Below are 18,720 nucleotides of genomic sequence, written 5' to 3'. Positions count from 1 at the left end.
GGGACCGGCATAACGCCATCAAGGCAAACATTCAAAGCCCGAGCAGCTCGATTTTACGGATCATGTCCGCAACGGATATCGCATTCAACTTACGCCCAGCACTAGAGCGGTGCATTTTGACGGTAATCTCCGATATCCCCAACTCATAGGCAATCTGCTTGCTGAGGAGCCCCCGGCCCACGCCACGTAGAACATCTATTTCCCGTGGTGTCAGTTGCTCCGCCAGCCCGCGTATCTTGCCGAGTTCCCGATCTCCAACACGCCTTTTGGCATCCCTACGCAGCGCGTCATTCACAGCATCCAGGAGTTCCTGATCCCGGAACGGCTTGGGCAGGAAGTCCAATGCCCCAGCCTTCATCGCCCTCACCGAAGTGAGGACATCCGCGTGGCCGGTGATGAAGATGATGGGAATGGGTACCCCTTGCTCGCCCAAGACGGCTTGCAACTGCAAACCGCTGGACCCAGGCAAGCGAAGATCCAATACCAAGCACGATGGCCGGTCTGGCAGACTATAACCCAGGAACTCGGAGGTGGACGCGAACACCCTCGTATCGAGGCCTACCGAAAGAAAGAGGTCCGTTAGGCTGCTTCGCATGTCGGGGTCATCGTCAACCACCAAAACCAATGAAGCCAATTTCGCTCCCGCGGTATCCAGCTGCGCTGCGACAGAATGAAATCCCGATGCCATCGCTCCTTCTCCCCACCAGACCGTCGCATTGTAACGGCTTCGGCACACCCAAACCAGCATCAGCAAACCGAGCAAACCCATACCGAAGTATGGGATCGCATCGATTGCCCCCCTCCGCAGGAAGGGGTAGCACAGTCACAGGCCCCGGCGTGAGGAGGCCGAGGCAGAACGCCGTACCGTGGAGGCCGATGCCTTGGCGCACGGTGCGAGGTAGGAGGCACGTCTGGTGGCAACAGAGTCCGACGGGCGTATTTCGCCCGCTCTCATTGCCATCGTCGACGACGACGCCGACGTGAGGGTCTCGTTGGAAGCCTTGGTACTCAGCACTGGGCTTTCAGCCATGTCATTCGAGACAGCGGATGCCCTACTGGCTTCCCCCACGCTTCGTCAGGCAAACTGCATCATCAGCGATGTGCAATTGCCCGGAACCAGCGGCGTTCAACTGGCACGACGGGTGCACGCGGAACTGGGCACCCCCGTGATACTCATCACAGCCTATCCAAACGAGATTATCGAGCAGCAGGCGCACGAGGCAGAGGTGCTCTGCTTCTTGCGCAAACCTTTTGACCCTTCGATCATTATCGATCACCTGACGAGAATGTTCGGATAGTACCACTCTTGGTACTTCTCATATTGACGAATTGCTCAGGCCACGCCTTCCAGCCCCATAGGGCGTGACGCATCATACTGAGCTCCCCGACATCAGGATGCATCGATGGACCGAAACTTGATGAGTATGGGCGGTCCTTCAAGTAATTCGTCGAAACGTACGGCGAGTGAGCGGAAAGCCGGCGCGTTGGCGTGGGCCTCCAGAGCCGCTTCGCTTGCCCATCCTTCCAGCATCACGATGCGATGCTCATTTTCCACGTCGACGTTCATGTCATAGCGAATGCAGCCCGGCTCCCTCCGGACGCTCGGAATGATGGAGGCTAGCGCCTCCTGTAAGGCCGCCGTACCACCCTGCCGGGCGGTCAAGAGTGCGACCAACTGGATTTCTCCTGTTGATGCGTTGCCCAATTCAGTTCCTTCCAATAGCTGCCAAACTCATCTTCCAGCTCCACCGAGCCCCTGTCGGGCACCGGCTGGGTGCTCCTCCATCAAAAGCCTTCCAGCACGATCTTGCCCTTGGCCTTGCCGCTCTCGATCACGCCATGCGCCTTCTTCAGATTGGCCGCGTTGATAGGGCGCAGGGTCTCCGTGACCGTGGACCGGATCTGGCCTCCGTCTATCAAACCTGCCACTTGGTCCAACAGTTTGCCCTGCACGTCCATGTCGGGCGTCCCGAACATGGAGCGGGTGAACATCAGCTCCCAGTGGATCGACACCGCCTTGCGCTTGAACCCCATGACGTCCAGCGCATCGGGATCGTCGATCAGGCCAAAACGCCCTTGCGGCGCGATCAATTCCACAATCTCTGCCAGATGGCGGTGGGTCTCTGTGGTGGAGAAGACAAAGGCCGGCGCGCCAATACCAAGTGCTGCCACCTGCGCCGCCAGCGGCTTGCTATGATCGATCACATGATGGGCACCGAGCTCCTTCACCCAGGCCTGCGTCTCGGGACGCGAGGCGGTGGCGATCACCGTCACGCCGGTCAGGGCGCGGACCAGTTGAATGGCGATGGAGCCTACGCCGCCAGCCCCGCCAACGATGAGGATAGCGTTGGCCGCGCCCGGCACTGGCTTGCGGATGTCGAGACGGTCGAACAGCATTTCCCAGGCCGTAATAGCCGTCAGCGGCAGGGCGGCAGCTTCGGCCTTCGACAGGGATTTCGGCGCGTGGCCGACAATGCGCTCGTCTACAAGGTGATACTGGCTGTTTGCACCCGGCCGCACGATAGAGCCGGCATAGAAGACTGCATCGCCGACCTTGAAGGCTGTGACCTCCGGGCCGATCTCCACCACTCGGCCTACCGCGTCCCATCCGAGCACTTTCCACTCGCCGGCCGTCGGAGCCGCACGCTGGCGAACCTTGGTGTCCACCGGATTTACGGAGATGGCCTCCACCTCCACCAGAAGATCGCGCCCTGTGGGGACGGGGCGGGCCAGTTCGATGTCCACCAGCGCATCGGTCCGATCGATAGGGCCGGCCTGTTCGTATCCAATCGCTTTCATGTGCCACTCCAAGGGCATTGCTCAAGCGAGAGATCGTCCTACATTCGAGAAAAGACAATACGCACAAGCACCTCACATAGTATCGCCCACCACACTCAGTATCATGCTGGATACTGTCTCAATGAAGGATGGACCCATGGCCAAGGCTCGCCATGCCCGTTTCGATTGCAGTCCCGGATGCGCTGTAGAGGCGGCTATCGGCCTGATAGACGGCAAGTGGAAGGCCGTGATCCTGTTCCATCTGCTGACAGGCAACACGCTCCGTTTCAGCGAGTTGCGCAAGCACATGGAAAACGTCACCCCGCGCGTGCTGACAAGCCAGCTCCGGGAACTTGAGGAAGACGGCCTGATCGTCCGCCGGGTATATGCACAAGTGCCGCCCAAAGTGGAATATAGCCTCTCGCCGCTTGGGCGGAGCATGGAGCCCGTGCTGATGGCTTTGAAGGCTTGGGGGGATGCCAATCTCGATCTCTACGGCAAGCCGTTGACTACAAATGCCAATGGCAAATCTGCAGCAGGTGCGGATGCAACGCATCCGTCGACCGGATAGCCCGTGCCGCTCCGACCTTATGCGACCTCTTCCGCAAAAGCAGCTTCATCCGCCCCACGGGACTGGCGCCTGATCACCTGCGGCGGCTGTCCATAGGTGCGCACGAATGCGCGACGCATCCGATCGCGATCGGCGAACCCGGTCAACTGCGCCACCATATCGATGGAATGCCGTGTGTCCTCCATCATGGCCCGGGCAGCTTCGAGGCGCAGGTGCTCGACGGCCTTGGCTGGCGTCTGCCCCGTCTCGTTCTGAAACGCGCGGCTGAACTGACGAGGCGAAAGATGCGCCACTTCGGCCAATTCCTCCACGCCGAGGCGACTGTCCAGATTCCGGCGTGCATAGGTCAACACGCTCTGAATGCGATCGGATCGCGGCTCCAGCTCAAGCAGCGACGAAAACTGGGACTGTCCGCCCGCGCGGCGATGATAGAGGACCAGCTTGCGAGCCGAGGAGCGCGCCACATCCCTCCCCAGGTCCTCCTCGATCATAGCGAGGGCGAGATCGATACCGGCCGTCATCCCGGCCGACGTCCAGACCGGGCCATCTGAAATGAAGATGCGATCCTCTTCCACCTTCACCTTCGGATAGCGCTCCCTTAATTCCCGAGCGCGAGACCAGTGGGTGGTCGCCCGCCGCCCATCGAGAAGACCTGCCTCCGCGAGCACGAAGGCGGCCACGCACACGCTGGCGATGCGGCGGCAATAGGCGGGCGCCTGTCGGACAAAATCGACCAATTCGGGGGATGCGCTCTCCATGCTGCCGCCGACGACCAACAGGTCATAATGCTCGCCCGCGAAGGCTTCCGTATGGACCGAAAATCCCTGCGATGTCCGCACGGGACCGCCCGAAGGAGAGACCATGTGCACGTCGTAGGCGCGTTCCGGCATCTGCAGGTTCGCAACCTCAAAGGCGGTGCTCACGGCAAATCCCATAGGGGAGAAGCCGGGGTAAACGATGAAACCGACCCGTCGCATGCGGCGCCTCGCGTCTTAAATCGCCGTTCATATGACATTCGAGACGTGGATCGACAAGGTTACAACCGCTGTGCGTCATCAACGGCGCATGGAGACTGACCATGACCACATCCCGGGGCACAGCCCTCGTAACCGGCGCCTCCTCGGGCATCGGCGCCATCTACGCGGACCGGCTTGCCCGGCGCGGCTATGATCTTATCCTTGTCGCCCGCAATGCGGAGCGGCTCCAGTCCGTCGCTGCGCGGATCGCGGAAACGACGGGGCGATCGGTCGAAGCACTTCAGGCCGATCTGAACAACGCGATGGACCTGCGTGGCGTGGAAGCCCGACTGCGGGATGACACCTCGATTTCTCTTCTTCTGAACAATGCCGGCTTCGGCGGTGCTGCTCCGCTTCTCCAGTCCGACGTGGACAAGATGGAGGAGATGATCGCGGTGAATGTCACCGCACTGACCCGGCTCACCTACGCGGTCGCCCCCGCCTTTGTGAAGCGGGGCGTCGGCACGATCATCAACATTGCGTCGATCGTCGCTATCGGTCCGGAGATCCTCAATGGCGTCTATGGCGCATCCAAAGCCTATGTGCTTGCCCTGACGCAATCGCTCAATCACGAGCTCGCTGACAAGGGACTGCGCATTCAGGCAGTTCTGCCTGGCGCCACGGCGACGGACTTTTGGCAGATCGCCGGTGTCGGCGGCCACGAGAACCTGCCAAAGGAAATCGTGATGCGCGCCGAGGATCTGGTGGATGCGGCATTGGCTGGTCTGGACGCCGGAGAAACGGTGACCATTCCGCCCCTGCAGGATGGCGATGAATGGACGCGCTATGAAGCTGCGCGCCGGGAAATGTCCGGCCATTTCAATCACACCAAGCCGGGCCCCCGCTATCTGAAATCGGCCACGGCGGCTGCCTGAAAGCAGGGTATCCGCCAAGGGAAAACTATACCCATTGAAAGAGCGCCGCTGGCCACCGCCAGCGGCATTTTTTTGACCTCGAACGGAGGTCTCAAGGAGGCCTTGTCGACAGAACTGGTCTGAGGACTCTCGTCGGTCGAGAAGCCCCGGTCCCATGGGCTCGAACGCGTCACGATGTTATCACGCAACGTCAAGCCCCTTCCCCGCCCGCTACCAGCGCAAACAAGAAACGGGCCGCAGCAACGCTGCGGCCCGTTCGCCCGGATCCTGCTGGTGTAGGGAGCTGGCCTCAAGCTGCGTTGGCACAGGCCGTCGGCACCCGAGAAGGCCGAAGGTTGAGAATGCAGGCCGCAATCACGAAGGCGGCGCCGGCAAAACCCAGATTGCGCACACCATCCATGCCGAGGACCACCGCTCCCAACGCCGCCCCAAGCGAAAAGCCGAAATAGTGAAAGGAGGCATTGAGCGATAGAATAACAGGTGCATTCTGCACACCCGCTATGGCAATCAGACGAGCCTGCTGCGCCGGATAGAAGGCCCAGGCGGCGAAGCCCCAGATAGCGATGCCGATCAGCATCGGAACCAGCGCAAACGACATCGGCATGAGATTTGCGGTGAAAGACAATCCGAAAAGCCCGAATGCCAGCATGGGCAGTGTCATGTTCACCACACGTCCGGCCCCGAGTTTGTCCGTCGCACGTCCGCCGATGGCCAACCCCAGAAACGCCGCCCCTCCCCATGCGAAGAGGACCGCGCCGACCCAAGCCCCTTCCAAGCCCGAAACCACAGGGACATAAGAGGCGAGATAAGGGTAGAGCATGAAAGGTCCCGTGGCCCAAAGGGTAGTCACGGCAAGCGGCCGCCAGACGGCCGGGAACCGCAGCACATCGAGCCTCTGCTGGAGGCTCACCACGGGAATTCCAGCTCCCACCGCCTTCGGCAAACCTGCGACCAGTCCGACGACCGCGAGGATCGCGAGGCCAGCCACCGCGACGAACGTCATGCGCCAACCAAACCCCTGCCCGACCAGTGCGCCCAGCGGCACCCCAAAGACAATGGCGAGACTCAAGCCGCTGGTGACCACTGACAATGCCCACCCGCGCTGGTTCGGGGGAACAAGGCTGCCCGCGACCGCGGTCGCATTCGGAACATAGAGCCCCGCTGCCATCGCCAGAAACACCCGCGCGACAACGAGGCCAGCATAACTCTCGGCAACTGCAGCCACCACGTTGGCCAGGACGAAGAAGGTCATCGAGCCGATAAGTAGCATCCGCCGATTGACCGCCCCGGTGAGCACGGTGAGCAACGGCGAGGAGGCCGCATAGGTCAATGCAAACACCGAGACCAACTGTCCGGCGACCTGTGTACTCACAGACAGATCCAGGGCGATCTCAGGTAGGATCGCGGCAATCATAAAGCTCTCAGTGCCAACGGCAAACGCGCCGAGGGCCATCCAGTAGAGAGGCGCTCTTGCGGACATGGAATGGCTCCACAGGCTATGAGGAAGGGTCTACGCGGCAGACCGCCGCCGGTTGCACGTGTTATGCCGCCGGTGCCATGCGACCGAAATGTCAATTAACCGGCGATTCCAGACAGCAACCGCCATCGAGCTCAGGGCGCAAGGAGGGGACGGACGCCTTCGTCAGCCCCCTCCTTTCACTTGCCACCTAGAACAGGCCCTTGGGACCACGCGGGTAATACGGCCGCTGCACCGGCCCCGGCGAAAAGAGCGAATGCCCGCCATTGTCTTCCATTCGCATTTCGAAGCCACGGGCCCCGAGAAGATGACCCTCTGCGGAAACCTCCCGCTGCACCTGGTTCTCGCGCGTCACATATTCGTCTGCGCTGGCGGAGGGGGCGAAGGCTGCGACCGTCAAGGTGGCCACGACACCGATAAGAACTGCACGATACATGATACTTCTCCTATTCTATGATGATTGAGCGATCAGTTGACACTGGGGTCGAAGGAGGGGCCCGAATGCGCATCGTAGGACGGGCCAGAGATCATCGGCCGGACGATGGGCATATTCAGCCTGTTGGTGTGATTACCCAGCGGCCGCAGCGTCTCCTGGCGGGAAACGGCGTACTGCTCGGCATTCTCGGGACCGACGTCGGGGCCGGCGAGTACGCTTCCGGCCGCCAGCGTCGTGGTGATGGAAAGGACGGCGAAAACAGTGTGAAGCTTGTTCATGTCAGGCACTCCGTTGTTGACCGTCAAAATGTAGATCCGGCGCCTGTTCTGATAAATTATACAGTAAACGTGATGCCCTCGAAGTTTGTAGCTATCCATCCAATACCAACGTATGTGCATTGGCGCGGGAGGCATGCTTCTACAAGTCTCCCGAGGCTCCACGACGCGACATAGAACAGAGCCCCCTCCAATGCGCCGGGCGATGCCCCAGTCTCTGCGCTCGAATCCGAATGACAACGAAGCGATCGTTCGCCCAACGCATCAGGTGCTTGCGGGGAGTTGTACCCCTAACGCGCATGGATAGGCGGCTCCACAAAGAAGGCCTGAATCTAGGTATTTGAATGCCATTTTGCAGCATCGCGCCGCGAATGGGCATACGGATGTATGGGGCTGGATATACAAGCCTATCGCCGCGTGCCCAACAGGCATAATTCACCGCAAGCAAGCAATAGCGCAGCATCCATCCGTCAAAAGCGGAACACCCCGATGCACGCCATTCCCAAGCTAATCATGGTTCTCGGCACTATCGGCTTTATGGCCGTGGGCATTGGGCTGTCGGGTGAATCCGTGTTTCGCCAACCACTCCTACCGGGCGAGGCAAATATTGGCGATCGCACACAAAATCTGTGCGCACCCGTACTCTGCTTCCGGGCTTGAGCCGCCTTGCGACGGCTCCAGCGACCGCGCTTTCTCCCGGCGCTCAGGCCGCCCAATCTCAAGCGCCGACGTACTGACAATCGGTCTCTCAATTCCAAAAACTGATCAGGAGCTTATCATGGCTAATTCTCGACTCACATTCGCACTTGCGTTGTTTCTAACGCCCAGTTTAGCCATCGGGTCGATTGCTGCTGTTGCTCAGGCGAACAACATCGATACAGCACAGGCGCTGGCCAAGCTGCCGGCGGAACGCGACATCGGGGTTATTGAGCCTGTCTTCCAATTCCGAGAGGCTATGCCCACAGGTGTAGCTGTCTCATCTGACCGCCGCATTTTCATGACCTTCCCGCGCTGGGGGGACGACGTACCCTTTACAGTCGGTGAGATCCGCGGCGGGAAGGTCGTGGCCTATCCCGATCAGGCCATCAACCGCTTCGATCCCGCACGTCCGGCTCAGACTCTTTCAAGCGTCCAGAGCGTAGTGGTGGACGCCAAAAATCGCCTCTGGCTTCTCGATACTGGGGCTCCGAAATTTTCCCCACCGATTGCCGGCGGGGCCAAGCTGGTTGCCGTGGATCTGTCCACGGACCGGGTGGTGAAGACCATCGTCCTTCCCTCCGAAAGCGTGCTGCGAACGACCTATGTGAATGACGTTCGATTCGATCTCAGCAAGGGAAAGGCCGGCATCGCTTATATCACCGACTCATCGGTTTCCGGCCCTGGGGGGCTGATCATGGTGGATCTGGAGAGCGGCGAGAGCTGGCGTAAGCTTTCGGGCCACGCGTCGACCTCCCCCGATCCTGCTTTCATTCCCATTGTCGAGGGCGAGAGGCTCGCAGTGCGCGAGACGGGCAAGCCGCCGGTGCCCTTCAACGTCGCATCGGATGGCATCGCGCTCTCCGCCGATGGCGAGACCCTCTACTACTGCCCTCTCTCCAGCCGTCATCTGTTCGCTATCCCGACCGCGGTCCTGCGAGATCGCAATGCAGATGAGGCGAAGGTCTCTGCAGCAGTGGTCGATCTCGGCGAAAAAGGCGCGTCGGATGGCCTGGAGGCGGATGACAAAGGGCGCATCTATGCATCTGACTATGAGCACAACAGTATCCGCCAGCGTCAGTCGGACGGCGAGTGGAAAACCATCGCCCACAATCCCCGCATGCTTTGGCCTGACACCATGGCGATGGGCCCGGACGGTTACCTCTACTTCACGGCCAATCAGTTGCAGCGGCAGGCACAGTTTCATTTCGGCAAGGACCAGCGACAGAAGCCCTATTCGCTATTCCGCGTGAAGGTGGATGCCGCACCCGTGCTGCTGAAGTGAACCGACACTCATAACGACCGCTACCCCCCGCGCTGTCGTGTCATCCGCAGTGCCTCCCGGGCATTTCCCTCGCCAAGGCGGCGCGGCGGTCCCCAATCACATACGCACGGACTGAAGAACATGTCGTCCCCTTCTCGCGTCACCAAAGCCCCCCAGATGCGCGCACAATTACTAACCGCGACCGGTAGCCCCGAGAATTTTACGCTGGCGAAAATCGATCGTCCCGAGCCCGGCCCAGGAACGGTCCTCGTGCGCCTTGCCGCCACGTCCATCAATCAGATCGATGTGAAGATCCGAACCGGCCTTCCCATCGGCCCCGTACTACCCGCAATTCTCGGTGCGGACATTGCGGGCAGCGTTGAGGCTGTTGGTCCGGGCGTGACGGACTTCAAGGCCGGCGATGAGGTCTATGGATGCGCAGGTGGTGTTCGTGGCCTCGGCGGAACGCTCGCCGAATACATTGTCGCCGATGCCAGATTGCTGGCACCCAAGCCCCGATCTCTGTCCATGCGTGAGACTGCTGCCTTGCCGCTGGTCTCCATCACCGCCTGGGAAGCCATAGAACGTACGGGCCTCGCCGCTAATGAGCAGGTCTTGATCCATGGCGGCATCGGTGGTGTCGGGCACATCGCGATCCAGCTCGCAAAGGCCAGGGGAGCAAGGATCGCCACGACCGTGCCGAACGCGGAGGCTGCTGATCTCGCGCGCAGCCTCGGCGCAGACGAGACCATCATATTTACCGAAGAAGGCGTTCAGGCCTATGTCGAGCGCCTGACGGCCGGGCTGGGCTTCGACGTAGTCATCGATACGGTGGGCAACGCCAACCTCGACAAGTCCCTTGCCGCAGCGAGTCTGAACGGCCGGATCGCCGCTACCGCGGCCCGTAGCACCCATGACCTCTCGCCCATGCATAGCAAAGGCCTATCGCTGCATGTGATCTTCATGCTGATCCCGATGCTGCACGGCATCGGCCGTGAACGGCATGGCCGGATCCTGCGAGAGCTGGCGGCATTGGTAGACCGGGGCGAGGTCCGGCCGCTGATCGACCCGCAATTGTTCACGCTGGACACGGCCGCCGATGCGCACCGCAGGCTGGAGTCCGGCCGGGCCGTCGGCAAGGTCATCGTAGACATCATTTGAACCATGACGGGAGCAGCGCATTCGCGCACGCGACGATCCACGCCGCTCCTTGGATAAAGGATCTCCCCATGAACAAAGTCGTTGTAGCCGCCTCAGCGGCCGCTCTGGTTCTGAGCACCGGCGCATCTACTGCACAGGTGCAGCCGGCGCTAGCCTTATCCGTTGCCGCCGAGAGCAGCGAAATGATCTGGAATGCAGTCGCCACGGATCGTGGTCGCATCTTCGTGGCCGGTCCCCGCTGGAGCGGCTCCCGTGGACCATCTCTGGCTCGCATCGATGCGGAAGGCAAACCGCAGCCTTATCCTGATGCGGCCTGGAACGCCTGGCAGCCGGGCTCCGATAACGGGGCAGCCTTCGTGAACGTCAATGCCATTCACCTCGATGGTATCGGCGGGCTGTGGGTGGTTGACACCGGCTCCCCAAAATTCGGAGGAGATCCACTCCCGGGCGGGGCCAAGCTCATCCGTATCGACCTGACGACGGACAAGGTCGACCGCATCGTTCCTCTGGGCCCCGATGTGGCGCTGGCTGGAAGCTACGTCGACGATATCCGGTTCAACAGAGCCCATGCCTATCTCACCGATGCGGGACGGCCTGGCCTCATCGTGCTCGATGTGGCCAGCGGCGCGGTACGGCGTGTGCTGGACGGCCATCCCTCCGTGGTCGCTCAACCCAGCCGTGACATTTTCCTTGACGGTCAGCCCGTACGGGGGCCGGACGGTGATCTGCTGCGCGTGAACAGCGATCCCCTGGAGGTCTCTCCGGATGGGCGCTGGCTCTACTACGGGCCGCTGCCAGGACCGTGGTCTCGGATCGAGACCCGCTGGTTGGACGATGCCACGCTCCCATCCAAGGATCTGGCCACCAAGGTCGAGCCTTGGGCTGACCTCCCACCGGTCGGCGGCACAGCCATGGACCGCAATGGCGACCTCTACTTCACCGACCTCGCCGCCAACGCTCTACGTCGGCGCGCCCCCGACGGCACGATCACAACGCTCATCCAAAGCCCTGATCTGCATTGGGTGGACGCGCCCTTTATCGACGCCGAGCGAAGGATCTGGCTTCCCGTGCCCCAGATCGACCGCGCACCGATGTTCCAGGGCGGCGTTGGAAAAACCCTCTGGCCTATTCGCCTCTACACGCTGCCGCTTGGCAGTGATCGCTAGGAAAGAAGATCGCTATGCCTCGACAGTTCAAATGGCCGCGCGTGCCGGCCTCATTCTTCGGCATCGTGCTCGGACTCGTGGGACTGGGAAACAGTTGGCGTGCTGCCCATGAGCTCTGGGGACTGCCAGCCGTGATCGGTGAAGTTCTCATGCTCGCCGGTGCAGTGGTCTGGTTCGTGTTGGTGGTGCTCTATGCCGCCAAATGGTTCGAGGCGAAGGCCGACGTAATCGCTGAGGCTCGCCACCCGGTGCAGTGCTGTTTCATTGGTCTGGCGGGTGTCTCCACCATGCTCATGGCGCTCGCCGCCCATCCCTATTCGCACGCTGCCGCGGTCATCTTCTTCGCCGTCGGATGCACCTTCACACTTGGCTTTGCCCTCTGGAGGACAGGTATCCTTTGGCAAGGCGATCGCGATCCCGCTGCGACAACACCGGTACTTTATCTCCCAACCGTCGCGGGCTCGTTCGTCACGGCCATGGCCCTCTCTGCTCTTGGGCATGCCGATTGGGGACGTCTGGCATTTGGCGCGGGCTTTTTCTCCTGGCTGGCCATCGAATCCGTGTTGGTGCACCGGCTCTACACCTCGCCGGCGCTTGCGCCCGCGTTGCGACCGACGTTGGGCATCCAGCTTGCCCCCCCAACCGTGGGTGCCGCCGCCTACCTGAGCGTCACCAGCGGGCCACCTGACATGATGGCCGACTGCCTTATCGGCTACGGCCTCTTCCAGGCAGTGTTGCTCGCCCGGTTACTGCCTTGGATCCGTGAGCAGTCCTTTTCAGCGGCGTACTGGGCCTTCACCTTCGGCCTGACCGCCCTCGCGACGGCTATGCTCCGCATGACCCAACGGGGGGACACGGGGCCAGTCGCCACCCTTGCCCCCGCAGTGCTGACCATCGTCACCGCCATCCTCGCGGTGATTGTCACACGCACGCTCTGGCTGCTGGTTTCAGGTCGAATCCTGCCAGCAGCGCCAGCCACGCCGACCGCAGTTCGCCCCTCCTGAAGGTATCCGGCGCGGAAGGCCCTTTCGCGCCGCGTCTCCCCTCCATGAAAGGAACCAAGATATGTCCAGTCAGACCACCTCCAAGGACCTCTATGCCGACCCCGTCAATCCCGCCTTGCCGAAAGGCGACATGGAGCTGGATTTATCGCGCACCGCCCTTGTGGTCATCGACCCACAGATTGACGCTCTGAGCCCCGAAGGCGTTGCATGGCCGGTCGTTGGCGAAAGCGTGACGGAGCATCAGGTGGTGCCCAACCTCCTGCGGCTTTTCACCGGCGCCAAGGCAGCTGGCATCGTCGTCGCCGTTTCACCGCATTACTACTATTGCTGGGATCATCATTGGCGGTTCGGCGGGCCGCTGGAGCATTTCCAGCACAAGGTCGGCGCCTTCGACCGCAAGGGGCCTTATACAGTCGAGGGCTTTCGCGCTTCCGGCGCCGATTTCATGCCGGAGTTCAAGCCGTTCATCGAGGATGGAAAAACCATCATTTGCTCACCACACAAGCTTTATGGGCCGCAGGCGAACGACCTCAAGTTGCAGCTCGGCAAGCAGCGCATCGACCAAGTCATCCTCGCCGGGATGCTAGCCAACATGTGCGTTGAATCGCATCTCCGCGATCTGCTGGAAAGCGGTTATGAAGTGGCGGTCGTGCGCGATGCCGTCGGCGCACCGAAGGTGCCAGAGGGAGACGGCTATCTCGCGGCTCTCATCAACTTCCGCTACATGGCCAATGCGGTTTGGACGACGAGCCAGGCGCTAGCGAAGATGGGACAGGCTGGCTGAGGCTCGTACCGATCTGACCGATCATAGCCGTAAAGATCCCTACCCGCCGTGTCACACGGCGGGTTTTCTTGTTTCTGAATGAGAGCCTATAAACTTAAACGATCAGCGCGTGTCTCTAGGTAGGGAGCCGACCCAAGCCATCGAGAATTCGTAGCGACGAGGATGATGGCAGCGAGATAGTTGACCGCCGGCCTGTCTATAGCGCGTCGCGATGCGACACCAGTTGTTGTGCCTACCGAACATCCACATCCGCCAGTTCGCGCGGAACCAGCCCGATCATCGTTACCTGCTCTATGCGATCAAACTGGGCTTCGGCATCATGGCCAGCCCCCTCGGGCTCGTCCGACTGCAGCAACAGATCAGGCCGCCTGCACCGGCGCGTCGATCGTCAGGGGTTCGACATCGGTGCAAACCACCTTGTTGATCAGGCTGGTGAAGGAGTTCTCCGCCCCGAGCGCGACTATCTCGACGATGCGGGCGTCGTCGCCCCCTGCAGCGCGGACCGCGTCCCGGCTGATCGTCGCCAGTCCCGAATTCCTGGGCGCGCACGGAGAGCCCCCCCCAACAATCTCACTGGGCAGCCTTGCGTCGGTGTCGGATTCATCAACCTCGCGACCTGGCGGAGATTCCGAGTGCCCGGAGCCAGCGCTGACCACAATGTGCATGTAAAATGCAGGCTCACCCAGGGGGCTCGGCGGCCGGGTTAGCGAGATAGGCCCGCAAGCCGCCGATAGGGGTTCCGCCATGCGGCCCGACATCCGAGCCGAGACGCATAGCCGCCGTCTTGCGGAAGCCGGTGCGAGCCCGACCGGGTTCGACGACAGTCACGCTGATGGGAAACAGGCCCACGCGCCGCGGTTCGGGCGCGGGCTCGCGGGTAGCAGAAGACGTCCACGCGACTAGCGGCCAGCCGCTTCGAGCTGCTCGAACTCCTCACCGGTCAGGGTGATCGAGAGGGCTCGGAGGTTCTCCTCGAGATGCTTGACCGACGTCGTTCCCGGGATCGGTAGTATGGCGGGACTGCGTTGAAGCAGCCATGCGATCGCAATCTGGCCCGGGCCGACACCGTGCCGCGTGGCGATCCGTTCGAGAATTGACCCCGGTTCCGTAAGGCGCCCCGCAGCCAGCGGGAACCACGGAATGAACCCGATACTGTTCGCATCGCAGTAATCGAGCACGTCTTCGCTTCCGCGATCGGCGAGATTGTAGCGGTTCTGCACCGTGGCAACCGGGAAGACTGCGCGGGCTGCCTTGATGTCTTCGACACTAACCTCACTCAAACCAGCATGGCGAATGACGCCGTTGTCCAGCAACTGCCTGATGGCGGCGAACTGCTCGTCACGTGGCACGCGAGGATCGATCCGATGGAGCTGCCAGAGGTCGATGCGCTCGACTTCAAGCGTCTCACGACTGCGCTCCGCCTGCGCCAGAAGATACTCCGGATCGCCGCGTGGCACCCACTGGTCCGGACCGGGGCGGGCTAATCCGGCTTTGGTCGCGATGTGCAATCCTGGCGGATAAGGGAAAAGCGCCTCACGGATAAGCGGCTCGGACACGCCCGGGCCGTAGCTGTCTGCGGTGTCGATCAGGTTGATGCCGAGTTCAGGGATGCGGCGCAGCGTCGCGAGCGCTTGTTCCCGATCGGTAGGAGGGCCCCAGATGCCTGGCCCCGTCACCCGCATTGCGCCGTATCCAAGGCGGCAGACCTGCATGTCTCCGCCGATCGAGAATGTCAGATCAGTCATGTCGCCCCCTCACGCAGCCAGCTTGGCGTTGAGGACGCGAAGCTGGGTGAAGTCCTTCATGCCCTCGATGCCATTCTGGAGACCAATGCCGGATTCCTTCGCCCCGCCGAACGGCACATCGAGTGGCAGCGACATATGCTGGTTCACCCAGATCGTGCCGGTTTCGATCCTGCTCGCGACCTGGATCCCGCGCTTGACGTCGCTGGTCCAGATCGTGCCGCCAAGGCCGAGCTCTACATCGTTCGCGCTGGCGATCGCATCGTTCAAATCGTCATAGACCTGGATCGGAAGCACCGGGCCGAACTGCTCTTCACGAACAAGCCGAGCATCCTCGGGAAGTCCGGTTACGATGGCAGGAGAGATGAAGTAGCCGTTGCCAGTCGCTTCCCCGCCGGTCAGGAATTCACCGCCCTCCTCGCGTGCCGAGGCGATGTAAGCGAGGACCTTCTCGAGCTGCATCTTGTTCTGCAGCGGCCCCATCGTCGTCGCGGGATCCATTCCATCCCCCAGAACGGCCGCCTTGGCACGGCGCGTCAGCGCGGCTGCGAGCGGCTCGGCCAGCGAACGAGGTGCGTAGACTCGCTTCGTCGCGTAGCAGACTTGGCCAGCGTTGATGAATGCCGCCGCATAGATCTTGTCCGCCGCCCATTCGACGTCCACGTCATCGAGCACGATCGCCGCGTCGTTGCCGCCAAGTTCCAACGTGAAACGCTTCAGCGTGTCTGCGGCGGAAGTAAGCACCTTCTTGCCAGTCGGAGTGGAGCCGGTGAAACTCACATGAGCCACATCCGGGTGGCTGGACAGCAGCGAGCCGAGATCGTTCGCGTCGACGAGCGTCTGGAACACACCGCGCGGGAAGATGTCCGCAGCGATCTCGCCCAGGATCAGCGTCGCGAGCGGCGTGGTCGGAGCAGGTTTGGCGATGACGGTGTTGCCCGTAATCAAAGCTGGTCCCAGCTTGAACGAGAGCAGCGTCATCGGCCGGTTCCAGGGCATGATCGCGACAACTACGCCCTGCGGGTAGTGCTGCTCAACGATCAGCTCGCGCTCGTTCTCACGGATCACGCGATCTTCTAGCTTTTGGGTGGCAAAGTGACGGATCGCGTCGGTCGCGCGGCCGACCTCGAAGCGGCAGTCAGCAATCGGGCCGCCACGTTCTCGTGTCAACGTCTCTGAGATCCTGTCCGCATTGGACTCCATCGCGTCGGCGAAGCGCTCGAGATAGGGCCGACGCCCCTCGTAACCGAGAGCAGCCCATGCCCGCTGCGCGCGCCGAGCCGCCGCGATGGCCACCTCGGCCTGGGTCACGCTCGCACGGGGCGCCTTTTCAAAAGGCTGGGCCGTCGTCGGATCGATCACGTCCATCGAGAGGGCCCCCTCGATGAGGTCTCCATCGATGAGAAGACGGGGTGTCATCGGGCATTCTCCTGTGATGCAAAGGCCACCAGCGCATCGGCGACGGCCTCCGGGTTATTTTCGGCCAGCCAGTGGCCTGCATTAGGGATGGTCGTGACAGAGACGATTTGCGCCTCGCGACCCTGCATCAGCGCCTCGGGAAGATCCGGCGCCTGGTGGAAATGGAAATGCCAGACCTTGGTGCCGTCCCGCGACACCTCGTCGAACATCTCCGTCCCCGGGATCACGAAATCCAGGATGGCTAGACGCGCGGTGCGTTCAGGATATCTCATCGCTGATCTGCCAATTAGGAGGAACAAAGCTCTTGTGGAGCTCGGCCGCCACGATGCTCTGCCACTCCATGACGCGATACCGCTCCATGGTGCCAGCGGCCGGCATGAGATCCACACGCTCGGCGCGATCGCGGATATATTGGGCGATCACCATGTTCTCGGTGAGGTCGGTGCCATCACCGATCTCGATGAGAGGCACCATTCCGCGAGGAGCGACGCCGCGATAGCCGCTCCCGTCAGGGCGAACCTTCTTCGTGACCTTGACGACCTCGAGGTCGAACGGTCCACCGATTTCGCGCAGGAGTATGTGCACGAAGAGCGAGCTCGCGCCCGGGTGCGTATACAGCTTCATGACGCGCCCGATCAGAACGAGGTGATGACCGAGCGGGCGATGGCGCCGTGTTTCAGGTCCTCATAGGCCTCGTTGATCTCGGAGATATTGACCTCCCGCGAAATCAGGTCGTCGAGGTTGAAGCGGCCCTGGAGGTAGAGCTCGGCATACATCGGGATATCGTGCTTGATGTTGCTCGACCCCATGAACACGCCCTTCAAGTCGACCTGCCGGACGATCAGGTCAAGGCCCGCGACCGGGAAGGTCTGGCCCGGACGATGAAGCCCGATCAGGTAGGCGGAACCGCCCGGCCGGACCACACTGACGGCCAACTCAGATGTCACCGGAAGACCAATGACCTCGAAGGCGTGATCGGCGCCGCGCGGCAGGATAGCCTTGACCGCCTCGGCGGCATCACCGTCCCCCGAGTTGATGAAGTCGGTCGCGCCGAACTTCCGGGCCAGTTCCTCCTTGGCGGGCTGGTTGTCGATCGCAATGATGTGCGAAGCGCCGGCGAGCTTCGCTCCGGCGATTGCATTCAGCCCCACACCACCGATACCAATGACTACGACCGTGTCGCCGGCCTTAAGGTCTGCGGAGTTGATCGCGGCGCCGGCTCCCGTGATCACCCCGCAGCCGAGGACGGACGCCTGCGGGAACGGCACTTCGTCGGGGATCTTCACGAGCTGGTTCTCGTGGACGAGCGCCTGCTCCGCGAACGCAGCCGTGCCCCAACCGGTGTAGACGGGGGTGTCGTCGGAAGCCCGGGTGAGGCGCTGGCCGTCGCTGGCTGCCCGCATCGTCTCCTCCGGGTGCTCGCATTGGTAGGTGCGGCCCGACAGGCACGAGACACAATGGCCGCAGAACTGCACGAGTGAGCCGACGACATGGTCGCCGACCTTCAGCTCGCGGACGTCGGGACCGACCCCACGGACGATCCCCGCAAGCTCATGCCCGAGGACCGCCGGGAGCGGTGTGCCGTAATTGGCTTCGGCAAGGTGCAGGTCCGAGTGGCACAGGCCGCACGCCTTTACGTCCACCAGGACCTCGCGGCCCTTCGGCGCATCGATGCGAACCTCCTCGATATCGAAGCGACCCTCGTTCGCGTTTAGGACTGCTGCCTTCATGAGCTGTCACCCTCGTTCGGTGAGCGCCCGCCAGAGGTGGGCTTCTGTCCTGAGGATGCGGGATTGAGCCGGGACAGCCAGCCCTACGCCGGTATCGGTGCCGCCGCACTCGGTATGCCACACTGCGAGCGAAGGCCTGATTACATAGCCTCTCCGCCCCCTTCCAATGGCGCCATCGGCCATACCAGGGTATGGCTGTGCCGACCGTCGCCTCTGCGGCAACCTCCAGGCGCAGGGAGAAAGGTCGGACACCCGGATGGACGTATCGGGCCCCCGTGACCGATCAAGCCCTTCACTGGGTGGAAGCGACGTTCCCAAATTCGGAT

Annotated in this window: 21 protein-coding genes; 8 read left to right on the top strand and 13 right to left on the bottom strand. The window is 62.0% G+C overall.

Annotated features, from left to right (window positions below):
- Positions 1–31: 31 nt before the first annotated feature.
- A complete protein-coding gene (locus IEW24_RS26030) occupies positions 32–688 on the bottom strand; it encodes a response regulator transcription factor (RefSeq protein WP_188583933.1) in 657 nt (218 codons plus the stop codon).
- A gap of 226 nt (positions 689–914) precedes the next feature.
- Between IEW24_RS26030 and IEW24_RS26025 the strand changes: the two genes are divergently transcribed.
- Positions 915–1,298, top strand: a complete 384-nt coding sequence (locus tag IEW24_RS26025) for a response regulator (RefSeq protein ID WP_188583834.1) — start codon at positions 915–917, stop codon at positions 1,296–1,298.
- 92 nt (positions 1,299–1,390) lie between these two features.
- Here the strand turns inward: IEW24_RS26025 and IEW24_RS26020 are convergent, their stop codons facing one another.
- Together IEW24_RS26020 and IEW24_RS26015 are read right to left on the bottom strand one after the other, a co-directional pair.
- Entirely contained in the window at positions 1,391–1,675 is a 285-nt protein-coding gene (locus tag IEW24_RS26020; RefSeq protein WP_244644682.1) for a putative quinol monooxygenase, read from the bottom strand.
- Positions 1,676–1,785: 110 nt separating this feature from the next.
- Positions 1,786–2,799, bottom strand: coding sequence for a zinc-binding alcohol dehydrogenase family protein (locus IEW24_RS26015; protein WP_188583833.1), 1,014 nt, complete (start codon positions 2,797–2,799; stop codon positions 1,786–1,788).
- A gap of 136 nt (positions 2,800–2,935) precedes the next feature.
- Between IEW24_RS26015 and IEW24_RS26010 the strand changes: the two genes are divergently transcribed.
- Positions 2,936–3,349, top strand: a complete 414-nt coding sequence (locus IEW24_RS26010) for a winged helix-turn-helix transcriptional regulator (RefSeq protein WP_188583832.1) — start codon at positions 2,936–2,938, stop codon at positions 3,347–3,349.
- Between the two features lie 17 nt (positions 3,350–3,366).
- Here IEW24_RS26010 and IEW24_RS26005 read toward each other — a convergent pair whose 3' ends face one another.
- Positions 3,367–4,326 (bottom strand): GlxA family transcriptional regulator, encoded by a 960-nt coding sequence (locus tag IEW24_RS26005; RefSeq protein WP_188583831.1) that lies wholly within the window; start codon positions 4,324–4,326, stop codon positions 3,367–3,369.
- Between the two features lie 101 nt (positions 4,327–4,427).
- On the opposite strand from IEW24_RS26005, the gene IEW24_RS26000 reads away from it, so the two are divergent.
- Positions 4,428–5,240, top strand: a complete 813-nt coding sequence (locus IEW24_RS26000) for an SDR family NAD(P)-dependent oxidoreductase (RefSeq protein ID WP_188583830.1) — start codon at positions 4,428–4,430, stop codon at positions 5,238–5,240.
- Between the two features lie 289 nt (positions 5,241–5,529).
- Here IEW24_RS26000 and IEW24_RS25995 read toward each other — a convergent pair whose 3' ends face one another.
- The 3 genes from IEW24_RS25995 to IEW24_RS25985 all read right to left on the bottom strand — a co-directional run bounded on the left by IEW24_RS25995 (position 5,530) and on the right by IEW24_RS25985 (position 7,431).
- Positions 5,530–6,720: an MFS transporter gene (locus tag IEW24_RS25995; protein WP_188583829.1), complete on the bottom strand. Its 1,191-nt coding sequence runs from the start codon at positions 6,718–6,720 to the stop codon at positions 5,530–5,532.
- Between the two features lie 187 nt (positions 6,721–6,907).
- A complete protein-coding gene (locus IEW24_RS25990; protein WP_188583828.1) occupies positions 6,908–7,153 on the bottom strand; it encodes a hypothetical protein in 246 nt (81 codons plus the stop codon).
- 32 nt (positions 7,154–7,185) lie between these two features.
- Complete coding sequence (locus IEW24_RS25985; RefSeq protein ID WP_188583827.1) at positions 7,186–7,431, bottom strand: hypothetical protein; 246 nt, start codon at positions 7,429–7,431, stop codon at positions 7,186–7,188.
- Between the two features lie 775 nt (positions 7,432–8,206).
- Between IEW24_RS25985 and IEW24_RS25980 the strand changes: the two genes are divergently transcribed.
- The 5 genes from IEW24_RS25980 (at position 8,207) to IEW24_RS25960 (ending at position 13,503) form a co-directional block, all read left to right on the top strand.
- Positions 8,207–9,409 (top strand): L-dopachrome tautomerase-related protein, encoded by a 1,203-nt coding sequence (locus IEW24_RS25980; protein WP_188583826.1) that lies wholly within the window; start codon positions 8,207–8,209, stop codon positions 9,407–9,409.
- A 120-nt stretch (positions 9,410–9,529) separates the two neighbouring features.
- Positions 9,530–10,549, top strand: a complete 1,020-nt coding sequence (locus IEW24_RS25975) for a zinc-dependent alcohol dehydrogenase family protein (RefSeq protein ID WP_244644681.1) — start codon at positions 9,530–9,532, stop codon at positions 10,547–10,549.
- A gap of 68 nt (positions 10,550–10,617) precedes the next feature.
- On the top strand, positions 10,618–11,715 hold the full coding sequence (locus IEW24_RS25970) for an L-dopachrome tautomerase-related protein (RefSeq protein ID WP_188583825.1): 1,098 nt from the start codon (positions 10,618–10,620) through the stop codon (positions 11,713–11,715).
- A 14-nt stretch (positions 11,716–11,729) separates the two neighbouring features.
- Positions 11,730–12,719: a dicarboxylate transporter/tellurite-resistance protein TehA gene (gene tehA / locus IEW24_RS25965; protein WP_188583824.1), complete on the top strand. Its 990-nt coding sequence runs from the start codon at positions 11,730–11,732 to the stop codon at positions 12,717–12,719.
- A gap of 61 nt (positions 12,720–12,780) precedes the next feature.
- A complete protein-coding gene (locus tag IEW24_RS25960) occupies positions 12,781–13,503 on the top strand; it encodes a cysteine hydrolase family protein (protein ID WP_188583823.1) in 723 nt (240 codons plus the stop codon).
- Positions 13,504–13,862: 359 nt separating this feature from the next.
- On the opposite strand, the gene IEW24_RS25955 is transcribed toward IEW24_RS25960, so the two are convergent.
- The 6 genes from IEW24_RS25955 to IEW24_RS25930 all read right to left on the bottom strand — a co-directional run bounded on the left by IEW24_RS25955 (position 13,863) and on the right by IEW24_RS25930 (position 18,394).
- Positions 13,863–14,168 (bottom strand): hypothetical protein, encoded by a 306-nt coding sequence (locus IEW24_RS25955; RefSeq protein ID WP_188583822.1) that lies wholly within the window; start codon positions 14,166–14,168, stop codon positions 13,863–13,865.
- Positions 14,169–14,402: 234 nt separating this feature from the next.
- On the bottom strand, positions 14,403–15,248 hold the full coding sequence (locus tag IEW24_RS25950) for an aldo/keto reductase (protein WP_188583821.1): 846 nt from the start codon (positions 15,246–15,248) through the stop codon (positions 14,403–14,405).
- A 9-nt stretch (positions 15,249–15,257) separates the two neighbouring features.
- Entirely contained in the window at positions 15,258–16,664 is a 1,407-nt protein-coding gene (locus tag IEW24_RS25945; RefSeq protein ID WP_188583820.1) for an aldehyde dehydrogenase family protein, read from the bottom strand.
- Positions 16,661–16,873 (bottom strand): alpha/beta fold hydrolase, encoded by a 213-nt coding sequence (locus IEW24_RS25940; RefSeq protein ID WP_188583819.1) that lies wholly within the window; start codon positions 16,871–16,873, stop codon positions 16,661–16,663. The genes IEW24_RS25945 and IEW24_RS25940 overlap by 4 nt, the downstream gene beginning before the upstream one ends.
- 49 nt (positions 16,874–16,922) lie before the next feature.
- The gene (locus IEW24_RS25935) at positions 16,923–17,288 is read right to left on the bottom strand and encodes a glutathione S-transferase family protein (protein ID WP_188583818.1); all 366 of its coding nucleotides are present in this window, start codon (positions 17,286–17,288) and stop codon (positions 16,923–16,925) included.
- A gap of 11 nt (positions 17,289–17,299) precedes the next feature.
- On the bottom strand, positions 17,300–18,394 hold the full coding sequence (locus IEW24_RS25930; protein ID WP_188583817.1) for a Zn-dependent alcohol dehydrogenase: 1,095 nt from the start codon (positions 18,392–18,394) through the stop codon (positions 17,300–17,302).
- Positions 18,395–18,720 lie beyond the last annotated feature (326 nt).

Origin of the sequence: Azorhizobium oxalatiphilum, assembly GCF_014635325.1 — a bacterium.
Lineage (GTDB): Bacteria > Pseudomonadota > Alphaproteobacteria > Rhizobiales > Xanthobacteraceae > Azorhizobium > Azorhizobium oxalatiphilum.
The sequence above is the reverse complement of the archived record's forward strand: the minus strand, read 5'-3'. Positions and strand labels throughout refer to the sequence as shown.